Here is a 14,732-nt window from a genome sequence, read left to right as displayed (position 1 = left end):
CCGGGTTCTCGCTCATGCTCGCCCCGGAATGACAGGCGAGGCGTTGTCTCGCTCATCGCCCCCCATTGACCCCGCACCCCTGTTGCGTGTTACCTCGTCACCGGAGCCGGGCACACCCGGTTCCGGGGCCTAGAAACCTCTTCCTGTAGCGGTCGGCATCGACCGCAACGATGTCTCCCTTGCCCTATGGCCGGGGAGGTATTGGCGCATGTCCAAGGCGCAAGCCCAAAGGCCAATGCGGCCGTCTACAGGCGGCTTTCTAGCTCCCCGGCCACCAGCGCATTGCTGGTGGTCGCTTCCATTCAAGGGAGTTGCCGATGGAGCCGTTGTCCAGCCCTCACACCTATTCCGTTTTGGCCGATGCGCTGTCCAAGTTTCACACCGCGCCGGAATGGATTCAGGCGCTCTGGCTCGTCATGGTGCCGGTGACGCTGGTGGGCCTAGGCTTCTACCTTCTGCAGGCGGTGAAGGAGGTCGCCGGGACGGTCGTTCGGCGCGGCGAGCGGCAGGGCGAGCCGCTCTATGCGATCTATCGGACCGAGGACGGACGCCTGATGAAGTATGCGCGCGGCGTGGTGCGCGAATTGCAAGGCGCGGAGCTGGATGACATGCCGCTGGCGCGCCCGGTCCGGCGGCCTTGAGGGAAAGGCTCCGGTTTTCCTGTCATCGCCTCGCCGGACTTCCACTCGGTCAACTCGCTTGTCACGTCCTCCACCCTCATCCTGAGGAGGTCGCGCAGCGACCGTCTCGAAGGATCGTCCAGTGCGCGCTGGATCCTCCTTCGAGACGCAGCCTCACGGCTGCTCCTCAGGATGAGGGTGGAGAGTTGGACAGGAAGATGGGGGCGGCCATGACGAGGAGAATGTCATTCCCGGCTGGAGGGGCGGCGAAAACACCTCTGTCTTCGCCTATTCTCATTTTTTGAAGGCCAACCGGATCCACTTCTCCGAAAAATGATTTAGGTTGCGCCCATCCGGCAACCTTCCCCTTAGGTCCATGCGCTATTTCAATTCCGACGGCGTGAGCATCGCCTATATCGACGTTCCGCCTCATGAGGGGCAGGGCGATCCGATCCTCCTCATTCACGGTTTCGCCTCGAACCACGCGGTGAACTGGGTCAATACGCTTTGGGTCAAGACCCTGACGCGGGCGGGCTACCGGGTTATCGCCTTCGACAATCGCGGTCATGGGCAGAGCGAGAAGCTCTACGATCCGGCGGCCTACGATTCCTACCGCATGGCCGAGGACGGGCGGCGGCTGCTCGATCACCTCGGCATCGAGCGGGCCGACGTGATGGGCTATTCCATGGGCGCCCGCATCACCGCCCATATGGCGCTCGCCACGCCGGACCGCATGCGCTCCATGCTGCTCGGAGGGCTGGGCATCCATCTCGTGGAAGGCGTCGGCCTGCCGCTCGGCATTGCGGACGCCATGGAGGCGCGCTCCCTCGACGACCTGACGGACCCCATGCAGCGCATGTTCCGCGCCTTCGCGGATCAGAACGGCAGCGACCTGCATGCGCTCGCCGCCTGCATCCGGGGCTCGCGGCAGGTGCTGTCGAAGGCGGAGGTCGCCTCGATCACGCTCCCGACCCTGGTCTCCGTCGGCACGGCCGACGACGTGTCGGGCTCAGGGCCCGAACTGGCCGCCCTGATGCCCAACGCGACGGCGCTCGACATCCCCGGACGGGATCACAACCTCGCCGTCGGCGACAAGGTGCACAAGCAGGGCGTGCTCGATTTCCTGGCCAGCAGGCCTTGAGCGAAGGGAGGGGCGCATGACCCGGCTCGACAGCGCCATCCGGCGCCTGACCGCCCAGCGCGACCTGCTCGACTGGGCCTCCCGGGCGATCGGCCCCGCCGGGCTGGTGCTGGAGATCGGCCTCGGCAACGGGCGCACCTACGACCATCTGCGCGACCGGCTGCCGGGGCGCGAGATCTACGTCTTCGAGCGCGCGCCCGCCGCCCATCCCGATTGCTATCCGCCGGACGGCTACCTGATCGTCGGCGACCTCTTCGACACCCTGCCGCCCTTCATCGAACGGCATGGGCGGGGTTCGGCCGCCCTGATCCACATCGATATCGGGACCGGCGACGAGGACGCGAACCTGAGCCTCGCCCGGCGCCTGTCTCCCCTGCTCGAAAGCCTGCTCCAGCCGGGCGGGATCCTCCTGGGGGATCGCGCCTTCCCGATGCCGTCCTGCCGGGACATCTCGGCCGAGACGAAGGTGCCGGAGGGGCGCTATTTCGTGTACCGGCGGGAGGCTTGAGGTCAGCGGCCGCTGAATAGCGGCCTGCGCTTCTCCAGGAACGCCTTGCGTCCCTCGACGGCGTCGGCGCTGTCGAAGCAGCGGTCGGCGAGGGCGACCGGGTCGGCGTCGGGATGCCCGACCCCGACCGCCTCGTCGATGGCGGCCTTGGCGGCCTGAATCGTCAGAGGCGCATTCTCCGCGATCGCCAGGGCCAGGGACAGGACGAATTCCTCCAGGCGGCTGTCCGGAACCAGGCGCTGCACGACGCCGAGGCGCGCGGCCTCCTGGGCGTCGATCCGCCTTGCGGTGAAGAACAGGTCCTTCGCGGCCGGGGCGCCCACGGCGGCGGTCACCAGCTTCATGGCTCCGGGCGGATAGCCGATCCCGAGCCGGGCGGCCGGGATGCCGAAGATGGCGCTCTCCGAGGCCACGCGCAGGTCGCAGGAGAGGGCGAGGCCGAAGCCGCCGCCCAGGCAGAAGCCGCGGATCATGGCGATGACGGGCTTGGAGCAATGGGCGACCGCCCAGAAGGCGGCCTCGTTGGTGGCCTCGTAGCGGCGCCCGCCTTCCGCATCGGCCCGCAGGGTCGCGAACTCGCCGATATCGGCCCCCGAGGCGAAGGATTCCTGTCCAGCCCCTCTCAGCACGACCACGCGCACCCGCGGGTCCCGGTCGAGCGTCGCCATGAGGCCGGGAAAGGCCTGCCACATCTCCAGGTCGAGCGCGTTGTGCTTGGGGAGATTGTCGATGGAAAGCGTCGCGATGCCGTCCGAGAGGGACACGGCAAGCTTGGACGTCGCGGGCGAAAAAGAGTAGGTCATGGCTCGTTGGAACCTATGGTAAGGGGCTTGGGCTTCTTATCTATGAAGACGGTCGAGAAGTCGCCGAGGAGAGTGAGATGACACAGACGCGCTTGAAGCCGGGTGCCCCGGACGCGGTGGCCGGCAAGGTCGATCCGGTCTGGAACCGTCTGCGCTCCGAGGCCGAAGCGGTCGTCCAGGCCGAACCGGCGATCGCCGGTTTCGTGCTCAGCGCCGTCCTGCACCAGCCGAGCCTGGAGGCCGCCGTCATCCATCGCGTGGCCTCCCGCCTCGGCCATGCCGCCGTCCCGGCCGATATCATCGAGCAGATCTTCCTCGAAGCCGTCGAGGACGACAAATCCATCGGGGCGGCCTTCCGGGCCGATATCAGCGCGGTCATGGACCGGGACCCGGTCGTGACCCGCGCCATCGAGCCCGTGCTCTACTTCAAGGGCTTCCACGCCATCCAGACCCACCGCCTGGCCCATTGGCTCTGGACGAAGGGGCGGCAGGATTTCGCGCTCTATCTTCAAAGCCGCTCCTCCGACACGTTCCAGACCGACATCCATCCCGCGGCCCGGATCGGGCGCGGCATCTTCCTCGATCATGCCACCGGCCTGGTGGTGGGCGCCACTGCGGTCGTCGAGGACAACGTCTCCATGCTTCAGGACGTGACCCTCGGCGGCACCGGCAAGGAGCGGGGCGACCGGCATCCCAAGATCCGCCACGGCGTCCTGATCGGGGCCGGGGCCAAGATCCTCGGCAATATCGAGGTCGGGCATTGCGCCAGAATCGCCGCCGGGTCCGTCGTGCTCAAGCCCGTGCCCCACAATGCCACGGTGGCCGGCGTTCCGGCCAAGGTCATCGGCACGGCCGGATGCGAGGAGCCCGCCCGCTCCATGGATCATTGCTTTTCCGAATCCGATGGAAACTGAGGCGAGAGGCCGCTTCCGGGCCTAACCCCGCTTGCCCGCGTTGGCCGGGCATGGCAAGTGCACCATCCGTGACATCAAGAAAGGACCTGTAGTGGATAAAACCGAGATGGCTAAAGTCGAGCGCTACCTGCGCCAGACCTTTGCGAACCACTCGATCCGCGTCGTCGGTCGCCCGAAGAAGGCTGACTCGGCGGAAGTTTACATCGGTGAGGAATTCGTCGGGGTGCTGTTCCTCGACGACGAGGACGGGGACCGCTCCTACAACTTCACCATGGCGATCCTCGATACGGATCTCGAGGACTAAACCGGCTCTCGCAGCAGAACCTCGATCTCGGGTTCTGCTGTTTTTCCCATCTGGACCCGCGATGCCGATCTACAGCCTCGACGACACCGCTCCGACCCTCCCCGAGTCCGGCCGCTTCTGGATCGCTCCCGATGCCCATGTGATCGGCAAGGTGCGCCTGGGGCTGGATGTGGGCGTCTGGTTCGGGGCCGTGCTGCGCGGCGACAACGAACTGATCGACATCGGTGACGGCACCAATATCCAGGAAGGGGCGCTGCTCCATACGGATATGGGAGCTCCCCTCACGGTCGGAGCAGGCTGCACCATCGGCCACAAGGCCATCCTGCACGGCTGCACGATCGGCGAGAACTCGCTGGTCGGCATGGGCGCCACGGTGCTGAACCATGCTCGCATCGGGGCCAATTGCCTGGTCGGTGCCAACGCGCTCGTGACCGAAGGCAAGGAGTTTCCGGACAATTCCCTTATCGTCGGGGCGCCCGCCAGGGCCATCCGCGTGCTCGACGCGGACGCGATCGAACGGCTCCGCTGGTCGGCTAGGAACTACGTGGACAACTGGAAGCGCTTTGCCAACGGAATGAAGCGGATCGATTGATCCGCCTCCAGGCTTAAGCCTTAGGCATCCGAAGGAACAGCACCTTTAGTCGCACCTAAAATAGTATTGAATTCAGGTCTTATTTTACTATATTACGTCTCTCGACAGGAGGCGTTCGATGCAGCGTGTGGAAGCGGAGATCGCGGTGAGCGTCTCGGACCTGAAGAAGAACCCGACAGCGATCATGAACGAGGCCGATGGTTCGCCTGTGGCGGTCCTGAACCACAACCGGGTCATGGCCTATATGGTGCCGGCCGAAACCTTCGAGGCCATGATGGAGCAGTTGGACGACATCGCGCTGGCGGAGATCATCGAACGGCGTTCCGGTGAGGTCCCGGTGCCCGTCGCCCTCGATGACCTATAAGCTCGAGTTCCTGCCGTCGGCCCTGAAAGAGTGGAGCAAGCTCGGGAGCACGCTTCGCGAGCAGTTCAAGAAGACACTGGCGGAGCGGCTGAAGGAACCGCGCGTTCCCGCCGACGCGCTCCGCAACATGACCGATCACTACAAGATCAAGCTTCGGGCTGCGGGCTATCGTCTCGTGTATCGGGTCGATGACGGTACCGTCACCGTGCTCGTCGTGGCTGTCGGCAAGCGTGAAGGAGCCAAAATCTACAAGTCGGCGAAGCAGCGCTGACAACCGGCATGATCGTTCGGCATTCTTCCTGAGTATCTGGCCGATAAATCGCTTCTCTCTTTGTCATGGCCGGCCTTTTGCCGGCCATCCCGATCCGGTGAGCCACGGCGCTTCACTCAATCGAGATCACCGGCACAAGGCCGTGATGACGTGGGAGGGACTGGCCGTGCATTGCCGGCCCGACACTGAGAAGCAACCTCGGCGTTTGCCTTACCGGTTCGCGGTCGTGGTCGGCGACGACATGATGCCGCCGAGCGACACCCATCCGACCATGTCCTGGCTCTCGCGCTTGATGTAGACGTAGCCGGTCTGGTGCCAGGGCAGGATGGCGTTCTTTTTGTTGTCGAGAACGAAGTCGCCCCGGCTGGTGCGGACCATCAGCACCGCGTGGCCTTCGCCGAGCTCGTCGATGACGACAGTCATGCGCATGGCACGGCGGGGCAGGCCCGCTTCGACGAGGAGCTTGCGCTTCAGGAGCTGGAAATCCTCGCAATCGCCGCGGCCATCGTCGGGGAGGCCCCAGATGTCGACCACGCCCCAATGATCGGCATCCGTGACGGCCTTGATCGAGGAATTCACGCGCTGGTTCACGGCCACGATGGTCTTCCAGACCTGCGGGGTCATCTCGATGGTGCTGGCCTCCGAGACGTCCACGGCGCATTCGGACCGGAATTTCGTGCAGAACTCCGACCAGCCCTGGAGGGGGCGGGCCGACCCGACGCTGGTGATCGGGGCGCTGGACGAGGGCAGGGAGGCCAGGGTCTGGGCCTGAGCGGTTGCGCCACAGAGCAGGAGCGAGGCACCCAGAATAGCTGTTTTGATGATTGTGCCGAAAGCGGCAGGCTTCTCATTTACGCCACAGAAAAGGCTGTTCTTGAAATAATCCTGCCGCATGCCCCACCAGCCGGTTAACGTTCTTTTAACCAAACTGACATGGTTGCATTGGCGGCTCAAGAGAAAAGTAAAAGGTGAGTTAACGCGTCGCGGCCCAACCGGTTCCACTATGGTTAACAAAAATATCGAGACATCCGAGCGAATGAACGAGCACGTTCCTCTCGGTCAGGCTCGGCCGCTGCCGCCTGTGGGTTTTGCTCGACGGATGCCCCTGATCGGGTCTACTCACATGAGAGACCGAATGCTGCCGGCGTGACGAGGTCGGCTGCCAGACAAAAAGCTGTTCATGTCCCCAAACCCGCCCCGCGTCCGTGAGCCGATCCTCAATCTGCCGACGGCCATCACATTGTCCCTGGCCGTGCTGATCGGCATTCATGCCGTCCGGTTGGTCCTGTCCGATGAAACGGATTTCACGCTGATCATCGATTGGGCCGTCATTCCCGCGCGCTGGTCCGTGGCGTTCGGAGGGTTCAGGATCGACGAGGTCATGCAGGCCCTTCGGGAGGGCGTGCCGCAGGACACCATCTCCCCCATGATGGCGCTGGCGCAATACGTGCTGGCCCAGGAGGAAGGGCGGCCCTGGACGGCCCTGACCTACGCGTTCCTCCATGGCTCCTGGGCCCATGTCCTCATCAACGGCGTCTGGCTCGCCGCGTTCGGCACGCCCATCGTCAGGCGCTGCGGCGCCGCGCGGTTCCTCATTCTCATGGCCGTCTCGGCCGTGTGTGGAGCTGTCTTCTACGCCTTCATGAACCCCACGCAGGTTCTGCCGATGATCGGCGCCTCCGGGGCCGTGTCCGGACTCATGGCGGCGGCATCCTGGTTCATCTTCTCGCCGCCTGCCTGGCACTGGGAGGGGCGTCTCACGCAGCCGCACGAGAGGCCACGGGAAACTCTGGGGCACATGGTGCAAAACCGTCAGGTCCTGATCTTTCTCGGCATCTGGTTCGCCGCCAACTACGTGTTCGCCTTCGTGCAACCCGTTGGCATGATGGATGCGAGCATCGCCTGGGAGGCGCATATCGGCGGTTTCCTGGCGGGCCTCGCGATTTTCCCTCTGCTGGATCCGCTTCCGGCCCGGCCAAGCCGCATCTCGGCTTGAAACCAACACGGTTTGCTCCAATCATCGTGAGGCTGACTTAGGGTTCTCATCCCAATGTCGTTTGGGGGTTCGGGCCCGACTTCAGCCTTGCGAATGGAGGGCTGATCGTCCTCGCCGTTCGCACAACGGGAGGGAATGAATGATCGTCAATCGAATCCTTTCGATCAAAGGTCGCGACGTCGCCACCATCGAGCCGAGCCGGTCCTTGAGCGAAGCCGCCGGCGTTCTCGCGGAGCGCAGAATTGGCGCCCTGCTGATCGTGGATGGTCACCGGCCCGTCGTCGGCATCATCTCGGAGCGGGACATCGTGCGGGCTGTTGCGAGGCATGGGGCCAGTGCCCTGGACGAGCCGGTTTCCCGTTTCATGACCGAGGAGGTGGTGACCTGCACGGGAGAAACCTCCATCAACGACATCATGGAGCTGATGACCCAGCAGAAATTCAGGCACATTCCCGTCGTCGAGGGCGGGCGTCTTTCCGGAATCATCTCCATCGGAGACGTGGTGAAGCTGCGTCTCGAGGAGGTCGAGGCGGAGACGCAGGCGATCAAGGAATATATCGCGACGGCCTGATTACCTGGGCTGCGTTTCCTGCAGCAGTTCGAGGATGTCCGGCAGGGCGCGTTCCGTCGCCTGCCGGCCCAAACTGATGCATTCCTGGGCCCGGTGGAACTCGAACAGGCCCATCTTGGCGAGCTTCGGCGCGACCATGATGTCGGGCGGGTCTCCGGCGAGCCTCGATCGGGCGATGCGGTCCTGCGTGATGTTGAACGCGTCGACCATCACCGTGGCGAGGCCCGGAGCGTTCGGCTTACGCGGCTTGTCTCCCCTGGTTCCCGGAAAGATCCCCCAGCGGCGGGGCGCTTCCTCGATGGCTTCCTCGATCTCCTGCTCGTCGCTCGTCTCGGTGTCGTAGGATTGGATGACCGTTCCGCGAACCCGCACCTCGCCGTTGAGGTTCACGCAGATCACGATGTCGGCGCCGAGCGCCCGGGCGGCCGTGATCGGGATCGGGTTGACCAGGGCGCCGTCCATGAGCCAGCGCCCGCCGATCATGACCGGATCGAAGATGCCGGGCAGGGCATAGGACGCCCGCATGGCCTGCACGAGGGGGCCGCGGGTCAGCCAGATCTCGTGGCCGCTCACGAGTTCGGTCGCGATGGTGCAGAACTTGACCGGCAGGGTCTCGACCCGGCGGTCTATCAGGTCCTGGTCGAGCAGGCGCTGGAGGCGCCCCCCGGCGATCAGGCCCGCGCCGCTGAAATGGAAATCGAGAAGGCCCATCACGCGCCGCTTGGTCAAGGACAGGGCGAAGGCCTCCAGTTCGTCGAGCTTCCCGGCCGCATAGCAGCCGCCGACCACGGCGCCGATGGAGGAGCCGGCAATCACGTCCGGGACGATGCCCGCCTCGGTCAGGACGCGCAGGACGCCGATATGGGACCAGCCGCGCGCCGCGCCGCCGCCCAGGGCCAGACCGATCCTGGTCTTCGCGCGAGGGTCGCGTTCCGTCGGCTGCTTCACCTCGGTCGCTCCTCCGCCATCCCCTGATCCGGCGCTGCGCCGGGCAATCCCGTCCCACAACATTGATCGCTCCAAGGCCTTGCTTCCCATTCTAGCGGTCCCGGCATGAAGACCGCATGAAGGTTGCCCTTAAGTTTCAAGTAGGACTGGTTCAGGAAAACTGAACAGCGGCCCGCTGCAAAGCCCGCTGCGACAAAATGATGATGATGAAGGCGAGGCCGATGAGCACGCCGAGCATCGCGCGGAGGCCCAAGATTTCCCCTCCGAACCCGATGAGCGGGGGGCCCAGCAGCAGGCCGCCATAGCCCAGGGTCGCCACCATGGCGACGCCCATGCTCGGCGGGAAATCCTTCATCTGCCCCGCCGTGCTGAACAGGACCGGCACCGTGTTGGCCAGGCCTGTTCCGACGAGGGCGAAGCCGATGGCGGCGGGCAGAGGCTGCGGCAGGAGCATCGCCAGGGCAAGGCCGAAAGCCGAGAGCAGCCCTCCGAGCTGAAGGGTGCGGACGCGGCCGAGATGCCGGACGACGAAATCGCCCATGAAGCGGCAGATCGTCATGGCGAGGGAGAACGCCGCGAACCCGGTGACGGCGGTCTCCAGGCTCGCTCCGGCGACGGTCTGGAGGTAGATCGCCGTCCAATCGACCATGGCGCCCTCGACGAGGAAGCAGAACATGGCGAGCACGGCCAGGATGAGGACGCTCCCCCGCGGCCAGGCAAAGCCGTGTCCCTCCGTTGGTCGTTCCGTTTCCCCGAGCGTCCGGAAGGCCGCGATCAGGAAGAGCAGGCCCATGCCGAGGGAGGAGATCAGAAGTGTCGGGACGATGCCGACATCGAGAGCGATGAGGAGGCCCGAGGCTCCGGCTCCCGCCAGGCCGCCGAGGCTGAAGAAGGCGTGGAAGGAGGACATGATGGCCGAACCCCAGGCCTTTTCGACCACCGTGGCGTTGGTGTTCATCGCGATGTCCATGGTGCCGTTGCAGGCTCCGGCCAGAAGGGCGGCCGCCACGAACAGGCTCAAGTTCGGCGCGAGGCCCGGGAGGGGCAGGGCCGCCGCGAAGGAGAAGGCGGCGATCACCGTCATGGTGCGGCTGCCGACGACGGTCACGGCCCAGCCGATGACGGGCATGAGCGCGACCGCCCCGAGGGAAAAGGCCAACAGGCCGAGGCTGAGCTGGCCGTCGGAAAGCCCGAGCGATTCCTTGAACCGGGGAAGCTGGGCCGCCCAGGTTCCGATGCCGAAGCCGTTGCCGAAGAAGATGGCGCTCGCGGCTAGGCGCGCGGGGAGAAGATCGTGTCGCATCATCGGGCCTTCCTAACCCGAAGATCCGGAAACTGCACCCGCGTGCCGGACGACGGCAGCCCCGCACATTCGAGGGGCTGCCGACTCAATCGACGACGAGCCGAGCGGCGGCGCCGGAAGACTCGACCTTGCGATAGAAGCATGAACGGCGCCCGGTGTGGCAGCAGCCGCCGTCGCCGGCGACCTCGACCTTCAGCAGCAGGGCGTCCTGGTCGCAGTCGATCCGCATCTCCTTGACCGTCTGGATCTGTCCGCTGGTCGCCCCCTTGTGCCAGAGCTCCCCGCGCGAGCGCGACCAGTACCAGGCTTCGCCGGTCTCGATGGTCTTCTCCAGGGCCTCGGCATTCATGTGGGCGACCATGAGGATCTCGCCGGTCGCGGCATCCGTGGTGACGCAGGTGATCAGCCCGTCCGCCCCGAAGCGGGGCGACAGGACGGCTCCTTCCTCGAGCTCGGCCTTGGGGCCGGGGGCGGGGAAGGGATTGGACCCGAATAGGCTCATGGGAAATGTCAGCCCCGGCCGTTCCGCACGAGCGTGAGGAAGCGCACCTGCTCGGCCGGATCCTCCTTGAAGACACCGGTGAACTGGGTGGTCAGCGTCAGGGCGCCCGCCTTCTGGATGCCGCGCATGGACATGCACATATGTTCGGCCTCGATCATGACGGCGACGCCGCGCGGGTCCAGGGCCTCGACCATCGCCCTGGCGATCTGCGAGGTCATGGTCTCCTGGGTCTGCAGCCGGCGGGCATAGGCGTCCACGAGGCGGGCGAGCTTGGACAGGCCGACGACGCCCTTGGTGGGGTAATAAGCCACATGCGCGACGCCGTAGAACGGCACCATGTGGTGCTCGCAATGGGAGTAGAAGGGGATGTCGCGCACGAGCACGATATCGTCGTAGCCCTCGACCTCGGCGAAGATCTTGTCGAGGATTTCCGACGGATCCTCGTTGTACCCGGAGTAGAATTCCCGGAATGCCTTGACGACGCGCTTGGGCGTGTCCTGCAGGCCCTCGCGGCTCGGGTCGTCCCCTGCCCACCGGAGCAGGGTGCGAACAGCCGCTTCGGCTTCCTCCCGGGTCGGGGATGAAACCGGCTTGTCGGCAGCGGTCGTCAGACGCGTGGACAGGGACTTAACCACATCACTCACGTGGAGCCTCTTTTCTCAACTTTGCACCGAGGAAGCTTGGCCGCCCGGCAGTTTCCAATTTCTTTCCATTCAGCGCCATGTGGCCAATATCGCAGAACTCTATCACGGCGCTTATATAGGTATATGAGCACATTCCCAACCGTCATGTCATGAGACGATATGCTGAACGACATCTACAGCCGGCGCATTCTCGAACTGGCCGCCGATATCCCGCATCTGGGGAGGCTTCCCACGCCCGATGCGTCTGCGACGGCCCGCTCCAAGCTCTGCGGCTCGACCGTGACGGTCTACATCAAGCTCGAAGGCGATGTCGTGACGGCTTTTGCCCATGACGTAAAGGCTTGCGCCCTCGGCCAAGCCTCATCGTCCATCATGGGGCGGAATATAATCGGCGCAACCATAGAGGAGCTTCGCGACGTCCGCGATGCGGCAAGTCGTCTGCTGAAGGCCGGTGGAGAGGCTCCCGCCGGCAAATGGGAAGACCTCAAGGTCCTGGAGCCCCTGCGGGAGTATAAGGCACGCCACGCCTCGATCCTGCTCACCTTCGATGCCGTTGTCGACGCCCTCGACCAGGTCGAGGCCCGGCGCTCGGCGAGCGCTGAATAAATGCCGAGCCCGGTCCAGCAGGCGGCCCATTGGGCGATCCGCGGCTACCAGCTGAGCCTGTCCGGATTGATCGGCCGCCAGTGCCGCCATCTGCCGTCCTGTTCGGAATACACGGACGAGGCGATCCAGCGGCACGGATTCTGGCCGGGCGGCTGGATGGGGCTCGCCCGCATCTGCCGCTGCGGCCCCTTCGGGACGCATGGCCTCGATCTGGTGCCCGAAACGTTGCCCGACGGCTCGGCCTGGTATAAGCCCTGGGCCTATGGTCGCTGGCGGGGCGTGAACGCTCCCCCGATCACCTGCGATTCAGTCGAACCTGACGGCGGCTGAATTCGCCTTTCCCAACTCGCCGTCGGCCCCCGCTTACCTGCTCCGTTGGCAGGAGTGAGCCAGGAGACATTTTGATGATTACCCTGACATTCCCCGATGGCGCCGAGCGCCAGTACGAATCCGGCATCACCGGCCGCGAGATCGTGGAAGGCATTGCCAAGTCCCTGGCCAAGCGCACGGTCGCCATGGCCCTCGACGGCACGGTCGCCGATCTCGGCGATCCGATCACCCGCGATGCCAGGATCGAATTCCTGAACCGCGAGGATCCCCGTTCCCTGGAGCTGATCCGGCACGATGCCGCGCACGTGCTCGCGGAAGCGGTGCAGGAGCTTTTTCCCGGCACACAGGTGACCATCGGTCCCGTGATCGAGAACGGCTTCTACTACGATTTCGCCCGCAACGAGCCCTTCACGCCCGAGGATTTCCCCGCCATCGAGGCGAAGATGCGCGAGATCATCGCGCGGGATAAGCCCTTCACGAAAGAGGTCTGGAGCCGCGACAAGGCCAAGAAGGTGTTCGCCGAGAAGGGCGAGGCCTACAAGGTCGAGCTCGTGGACGCGATCCCGGAGGGCCAGGACCTCAAGATCTACTTCCAGGGCGACTGGTTCGACCTCTGCCGCGGCCCGCACATGACCTCCACGGGCAAGGTCGGCAACGCCTTCAAGCTCATGAAGGTGGCGGGCGCCTATTGGCGTGGCGACTCGAACAACGCGATGCTGACCCGCATCTACGCGACCGCCTGGGCGAACCAGGAGGATCTCGACAACTACATCCGCCAGCTCGAGGAAGCCGAGAAGCGCGACCATCGCCGCCTGGGCCGCGAGATGGACCTGTTCCATTTCCAGGAAGAGGGGCCGGGCGTCGTCTTCTGGCACCCGAAGGGCTGGACGGTGTTCCAGGAGCTGATCTCCTACATGCGCCGCCGCCTGAAGGGCACCTACCAGGAGGTGAACGCGCCGCAGATCCTCGACAAGGCCCTCTGGGAGACCTCCGGCCACTGGGGCTGGTACCGCGAGAACATGTTCGCGACCCAGACCGAGGACGACCGCGTCTTCGCGATCAAGCCGATGAACTGCCCGGGGCACGTGCAGATCTTCAAGCACGGCCTGAAGTCCTACCGCGATCTGCCGCTGCGCCTGGCCGAGTTCGGCAACGTGCACCGCTACGAACCGTCGGGCGCGCTGCACGGCCTCATGCGCGTGCGCGGCTTCACGCAGGACGACGCGCATATCTTCTGCACGGAAGATCAGCTGGCTGCCGAGTGTCTGAAGATCAACGACCTGATCCTCTCGACCTATGCCGATTTCGGCTTCGACGAGATCGTCGTGAAGCTCTCGACCCGTCCCGAGAAGCGCGTCGGCACCGACGAAATGTGGGATCATGCGGAAGACGTGATGACCCGCGTGCTCAAGCAGATCGAGGACCAGTCCGGCGGGCGCATCAAGACGGCGATCAACCCGGGTGAGGGCGCCTTCTACGGGCCCAAGTTCGAGTACGTGCTGCGCGACGCCATCGGCCGCGACTGGCAGTGCGGCACCACGCAGGTGGACTTCAACCTGCCGGAGCGGTTCGGCGCGTTCTATGTCGACGCGGACGGCCAGAAGAAGACGCCCGTCATGGTGCACCGCGCGATCTGCGGCTCCATGGAGCGCTTCACCGGCATCCTGATCGAGCATTTCGCCGGTCACTTCCCGCTCTGGCTCGCGCCCGTGCAGGCGGTCGTCGCCACCATCACGTCCGAGGGCGATGAATACGCCATGGAAGTGGTGCGCGCCGCCGAGGCCGCAGGCCTGCGCGTAGAGGCGGATCTCCGCAACGAGAAGATCAATTACAAGGTCCGCGAGCATTCGCTCGTGAAGGTCCCGGTGCTTCTCGTGGTGGGCCGCAAGGAGGCCGCCGAGCGGACGGTGTCGATCCGCCGCCTGGGCAGCCCCAACCAGCAGACCATGACCCTCGACGAGGCCCTGAAGGTTCTCGCCGCCGAGGCCGTCACGCCGGACCGCCGACGCCAGGCCAAGGCCGTATCGGAGCCGGAAGGCCATGCCACCCTCGACGGACATCACGTGGTCGAGCGGACGGTCGCATAAAATCTGATCGGATGAAGGAAAGGCGGTGCCTCCGAAAGGAAGCGCCGCCTTTTCTGTTGAAACCATAACTCCCACGTCATGGCCGGCCGTGTGCCGGCCATCCCGTTTCCGTGAAGCGATGCACTTTTCCAATCGAGATCACGGGCACGAGGCCGGTGATGACGTGATGGGTGTCATCCCCGGCGCGCGCAGTGCGGGAAGGGGATCCAGAGCGTTGCGCCTGATCGT

19 protein-coding genes are annotated in these 14,732 nt (G+C 65.0%); 13 read left to right on the top strand and 6 right to left on the bottom strand.

All coding sequences use genetic code 11. From position 1 onward, the window contains the following. The first annotated feature begins 317 nt into the window (after positions 1 to 317). The 3 genes from H0S73_RS17590 (at position 318) to H0S73_RS17580 (ending at position 2,269) form a co-directional block, all read left to right on the top strand. The gene (locus tag H0S73_RS17590) at positions 318 to 641 is read left to right on the top strand and encodes a hypothetical protein (RefSeq protein ID WP_181053356.1); all 324 of its coding nucleotides are present in this window, start codon (positions 318 to 320) and stop codon (positions 639 to 641) included. A gap of 355 nt (positions 642 to 996) precedes the next feature. Further along, positions 997 to 1,761: an alpha/beta fold hydrolase gene (locus H0S73_RS17585; RefSeq protein WP_181053355.1), complete on the top strand. Its 765-nt coding sequence runs from the start codon at positions 997 to 999 to the stop codon at positions 1,759 to 1,761. A gap of 16 nt (positions 1,762 to 1,777) precedes the next feature. Next, on the top strand, positions 1,778 to 2,269 hold the full coding sequence (locus H0S73_RS17580) for a class I SAM-dependent methyltransferase (RefSeq protein ID WP_181053354.1): 492 nt from the start codon (positions 1,778 to 1,780) through the stop codon (positions 2,267 to 2,269). A 2-nt stretch (positions 2,270 to 2,271) separates the two neighbouring features. On the opposite strand, the gene H0S73_RS17575 is transcribed toward H0S73_RS17580, so the two are convergent. Continuing rightward, complete coding sequence (locus H0S73_RS17575) at positions 2,272 to 3,072, bottom strand: enoyl-CoA hydratase (protein ID WP_181053353.1); 801 nt, start codon at positions 3,070 to 3,072, stop codon at positions 2,272 to 2,274. Between the two features lie 77 nt (positions 3,073 to 3,149). Here H0S73_RS17575 and cysE point away from each other — a divergent pair, with 77 nt between their 5' ends. From cysE to H0S73_RS17550, 5 genes are all read left to right on the top strand, one after another. Next, positions 3,150 to 3,986, top strand: coding sequence for a serine O-acetyltransferase (cysE, locus tag H0S73_RS17570; RefSeq protein ID WP_181053352.1), 837 nt, complete (start codon positions 3,150 to 3,152; stop codon positions 3,984 to 3,986). A 91-nt stretch (positions 3,987 to 4,077) separates the two neighbouring features. Continuing rightward, positions 4,078 to 4,290 (top strand): DUF3126 family protein, encoded by a 213-nt coding sequence (locus tag H0S73_RS17565; protein WP_040637969.1) that lies wholly within the window; start codon positions 4,078 to 4,080, stop codon positions 4,288 to 4,290. A 61-nt stretch (positions 4,291 to 4,351) separates the two neighbouring features. Further along, complete coding sequence (locus H0S73_RS17560; protein ID WP_181053351.1) at positions 4,352 to 4,882, top strand: gamma carbonic anhydrase family protein; 531 nt, start codon at positions 4,352 to 4,354, stop codon at positions 4,880 to 4,882. Positions 4,883 to 5,000: 118 nt separating this feature from the next. Continuing rightward, positions 5,001 to 5,246 (top strand): type II toxin-antitoxin system prevent-host-death family antitoxin, encoded by a 246-nt coding sequence (locus H0S73_RS17555; protein WP_181053350.1) that lies wholly within the window; start codon positions 5,001 to 5,003, stop codon positions 5,244 to 5,246. Continuing rightward, positions 5,236 to 5,517 (top strand): type II toxin-antitoxin system RelE family toxin, encoded by a 282-nt coding sequence (locus H0S73_RS17550; RefSeq protein ID WP_181053349.1) that lies wholly within the window; start codon positions 5,236 to 5,238, stop codon positions 5,515 to 5,517. Before H0S73_RS17555 ends, H0S73_RS17550 begins: the two co-directional genes overlap by 11 nt. Before the next feature lie 210 nt (positions 5,518 to 5,727). Here H0S73_RS17550 and H0S73_RS17545 read toward each other — a convergent pair whose 3' ends face one another. Further along, complete coding sequence (locus H0S73_RS17545; RefSeq protein ID WP_181053348.1) at positions 5,728 to 6,411, bottom strand: transglutaminase-like cysteine peptidase; 684 nt, start codon at positions 6,409 to 6,411, stop codon at positions 5,728 to 5,730. A gap of 286 nt (positions 6,412 to 6,697) precedes the next feature. Between H0S73_RS17545 and H0S73_RS17540 the strand changes: the two genes are divergently transcribed. Next, on the top strand, positions 6,698 to 7,513 hold the full coding sequence (locus H0S73_RS17540) for a rhomboid family intramembrane serine protease (protein WP_181053347.1): 816 nt from the start codon (positions 6,698 to 6,700) through the stop codon (positions 7,511 to 7,513). 139 nt (positions 7,514 to 7,652) lie between these two features. After that, the gene (locus tag H0S73_RS17535) at positions 7,653 to 8,084 is read left to right on the top strand and encodes a CBS domain-containing protein (protein ID WP_181053346.1); all 432 of its coding nucleotides are present in this window, start codon (positions 7,653 to 7,655) and stop codon (positions 8,082 to 8,084) included. Here H0S73_RS17535 and H0S73_RS17530 read toward each other — a convergent pair whose 3' ends face one another. The 4 genes from H0S73_RS17530 to folE form a co-directional block, all read right to left on the bottom strand. Then, positions 8,085 to 9,095: a patatin-like phospholipase family protein gene (locus tag H0S73_RS17530; protein ID WP_181053345.1), complete on the bottom strand. Its 1,011-nt coding sequence runs from the start codon at positions 9,093 to 9,095 to the stop codon at positions 8,085 to 8,087. Positions 9,096 to 9,183: 88 nt separating this feature from the next. Next, on the bottom strand, positions 9,184 to 10,338 hold the full coding sequence (locus tag H0S73_RS17525; RefSeq protein WP_181053344.1) for an MFS transporter: 1,155 nt from the start codon (positions 10,336 to 10,338) through the stop codon (positions 9,184 to 9,186). 82 nt (positions 10,339 to 10,420) lie between these two features. Next, positions 10,421 to 10,837, bottom strand: coding sequence for a phosphoribosyl-AMP cyclohydrolase (gene hisI / locus H0S73_RS17520; protein ID WP_181053343.1), 417 nt, complete (start codon positions 10,835 to 10,837; stop codon positions 10,421 to 10,423). 8 nt (positions 10,838 to 10,845) lie between these two features. Beyond that, positions 10,846 to 11,481, bottom strand: a complete 636-nt coding sequence (gene folE, locus H0S73_RS17515) for a GTP cyclohydrolase I FolE (RefSeq protein WP_181053342.1) — start codon at positions 11,479 to 11,481, stop codon at positions 10,846 to 10,848. 159 nt (positions 11,482 to 11,640) lie between these two features. On the opposite strand from folE, the gene H0S73_RS17510 reads away from it, so the two are divergent. The 3 genes from H0S73_RS17510 to thrS all read left to right on the top strand — a co-directional run bounded on the left by H0S73_RS17510 (position 11,641) and on the right by thrS (position 14,504). Continuing rightward, positions 11,641 to 12,087 carry an iron-sulfur cluster assembly scaffold protein gene (locus tag H0S73_RS17510; RefSeq protein ID WP_181053341.1) on the top strand — a complete coding sequence of 149 codons (447 nt, stop codon included), beginning with the start codon at positions 11,641 to 11,643 and terminating at the stop codon, positions 12,085 to 12,087. Further along, positions 12,088 to 12,417, top strand: coding sequence for a membrane protein insertion efficiency factor YidD (gene yidD, locus H0S73_RS17505; RefSeq protein WP_181053340.1), 330 nt, complete (start codon positions 12,088 to 12,090; stop codon positions 12,415 to 12,417). A 74-nt stretch (positions 12,418 to 12,491) separates the two neighbouring features. Next, a complete protein-coding gene (gene thrS / locus H0S73_RS17500) occupies positions 12,492 to 14,504 on the top strand; it encodes a threonine--tRNA ligase (protein ID WP_181053339.1) in 2,013 nt (670 codons plus the stop codon). Positions 14,505 to 14,732 lie beyond the last annotated feature (228 nt).

This window comes from Microvirga mediterraneensis (genome assembly GCF_013520865.1).
Taxonomy (GTDB): domain Bacteria; phylum Pseudomonadota; class Alphaproteobacteria; order Rhizobiales; family Beijerinckiaceae; genus Microvirga; species Microvirga mediterraneensis.
This window is presented reverse-complemented; position numbering and strand designations above follow the sequence as displayed.

What these genes read in the sequence shown, in the direction of transcription:
- H0S73_RS17545 (WP_181053348.1), bottom strand. Translation starts at nt 6,411, where the DNA reads ATGCGGCAGGATTATTTCAAGAACAGCCTTTTCTGTGGCGTAAATGAG.
- cysE (WP_181053352.1), top strand. Translation starts at nt 3,150, where the DNA reads ATGACACAGACGCGCTTGAAGCCGGGTGCCCCGGACGCGGTGGCCGGC.
- H0S73_RS17540 (WP_181053347.1), top strand. Translation starts at nt 6,698, where the DNA reads ATGTCCCCAAACCCGCCCCGCGTCCGTGAGCCGATCCTCAATCTGCCG.
- hisI (WP_181053343.1), bottom strand. Translation starts at nt 10,837, where the DNA reads ATGAGCCTATTCGGGTCCAATCCCTTCCCCGCCCCCGGCCCCAAGGCC.
- H0S73_RS17550 (WP_181053349.1), top strand. Translation starts at nt 5,236, where the DNA reads ATGACCTATAAGCTCGAGTTCCTGCCGTCGGCCCTGAAAGAGTGGAGC.
- yidD (WP_181053340.1), top strand. Translation starts at nt 12,088, where the DNA reads ATGCCGAGCCCGGTCCAGCAGGCGGCCCATTGGGCGATCCGCGGCTAC.
- H0S73_RS17510 (WP_181053341.1), top strand. Translation starts at nt 11,641, where the DNA reads ATGCTGAACGACATCTACAGCCGGCGCATTCTCGAACTGGCCGCCGAT.
- H0S73_RS17590 (WP_181053356.1), top strand. Translation starts at nt 318, where the DNA reads ATGGAGCCGTTGTCCAGCCCTCACACCTATTCCGTTTTGGCCGATGCG.
- H0S73_RS17560 (WP_181053351.1), top strand. Translation starts at nt 4,352, where the DNA reads ATGCCGATCTACAGCCTCGACGACACCGCTCCGACCCTCCCCGAGTCC.
- H0S73_RS17580 (WP_181053354.1), top strand. Translation starts at nt 1,778, where the DNA reads ATGACCCGGCTCGACAGCGCCATCCGGCGCCTGACCGCCCAGCGCGAC.
- H0S73_RS17555 (WP_181053350.1), top strand. Translation starts at nt 5,001, where the DNA reads ATGCAGCGTGTGGAAGCGGAGATCGCGGTGAGCGTCTCGGACCTGAAG.
- H0S73_RS17575 (WP_181053353.1), bottom strand. Translation starts at nt 3,072, where the DNA reads ATGACCTACTCTTTTTCGCCCGCGACGTCCAAGCTTGCCGTGTCCCTC.
- H0S73_RS17530 (WP_181053345.1), bottom strand. Translation starts at nt 9,095, where the DNA reads ATGTTGTGGGACGGGATTGCCCGGCGCAGCGCCGGATCAGGGGATGGC.
- thrS (WP_181053339.1), top strand. Translation starts at nt 12,492, where the DNA reads ATGATTACCCTGACATTCCCCGATGGCGCCGAGCGCCAGTACGAATCC.
- H0S73_RS17525 (WP_181053344.1), bottom strand. Translation starts at nt 10,338, where the DNA reads ATGATGCGACACGATCTTCTCCCCGCGCGCCTAGCCGCGAGCGCCATC.
- H0S73_RS17585 (WP_181053355.1), top strand. Translation starts at nt 997, where the DNA reads ATGCGCTATTTCAATTCCGACGGCGTGAGCATCGCCTATATCGACGTT.
- H0S73_RS17535 (WP_181053346.1), top strand. Translation starts at nt 7,653, where the DNA reads ATGATCGTCAATCGAATCCTTTCGATCAAAGGTCGCGACGTCGCCACC.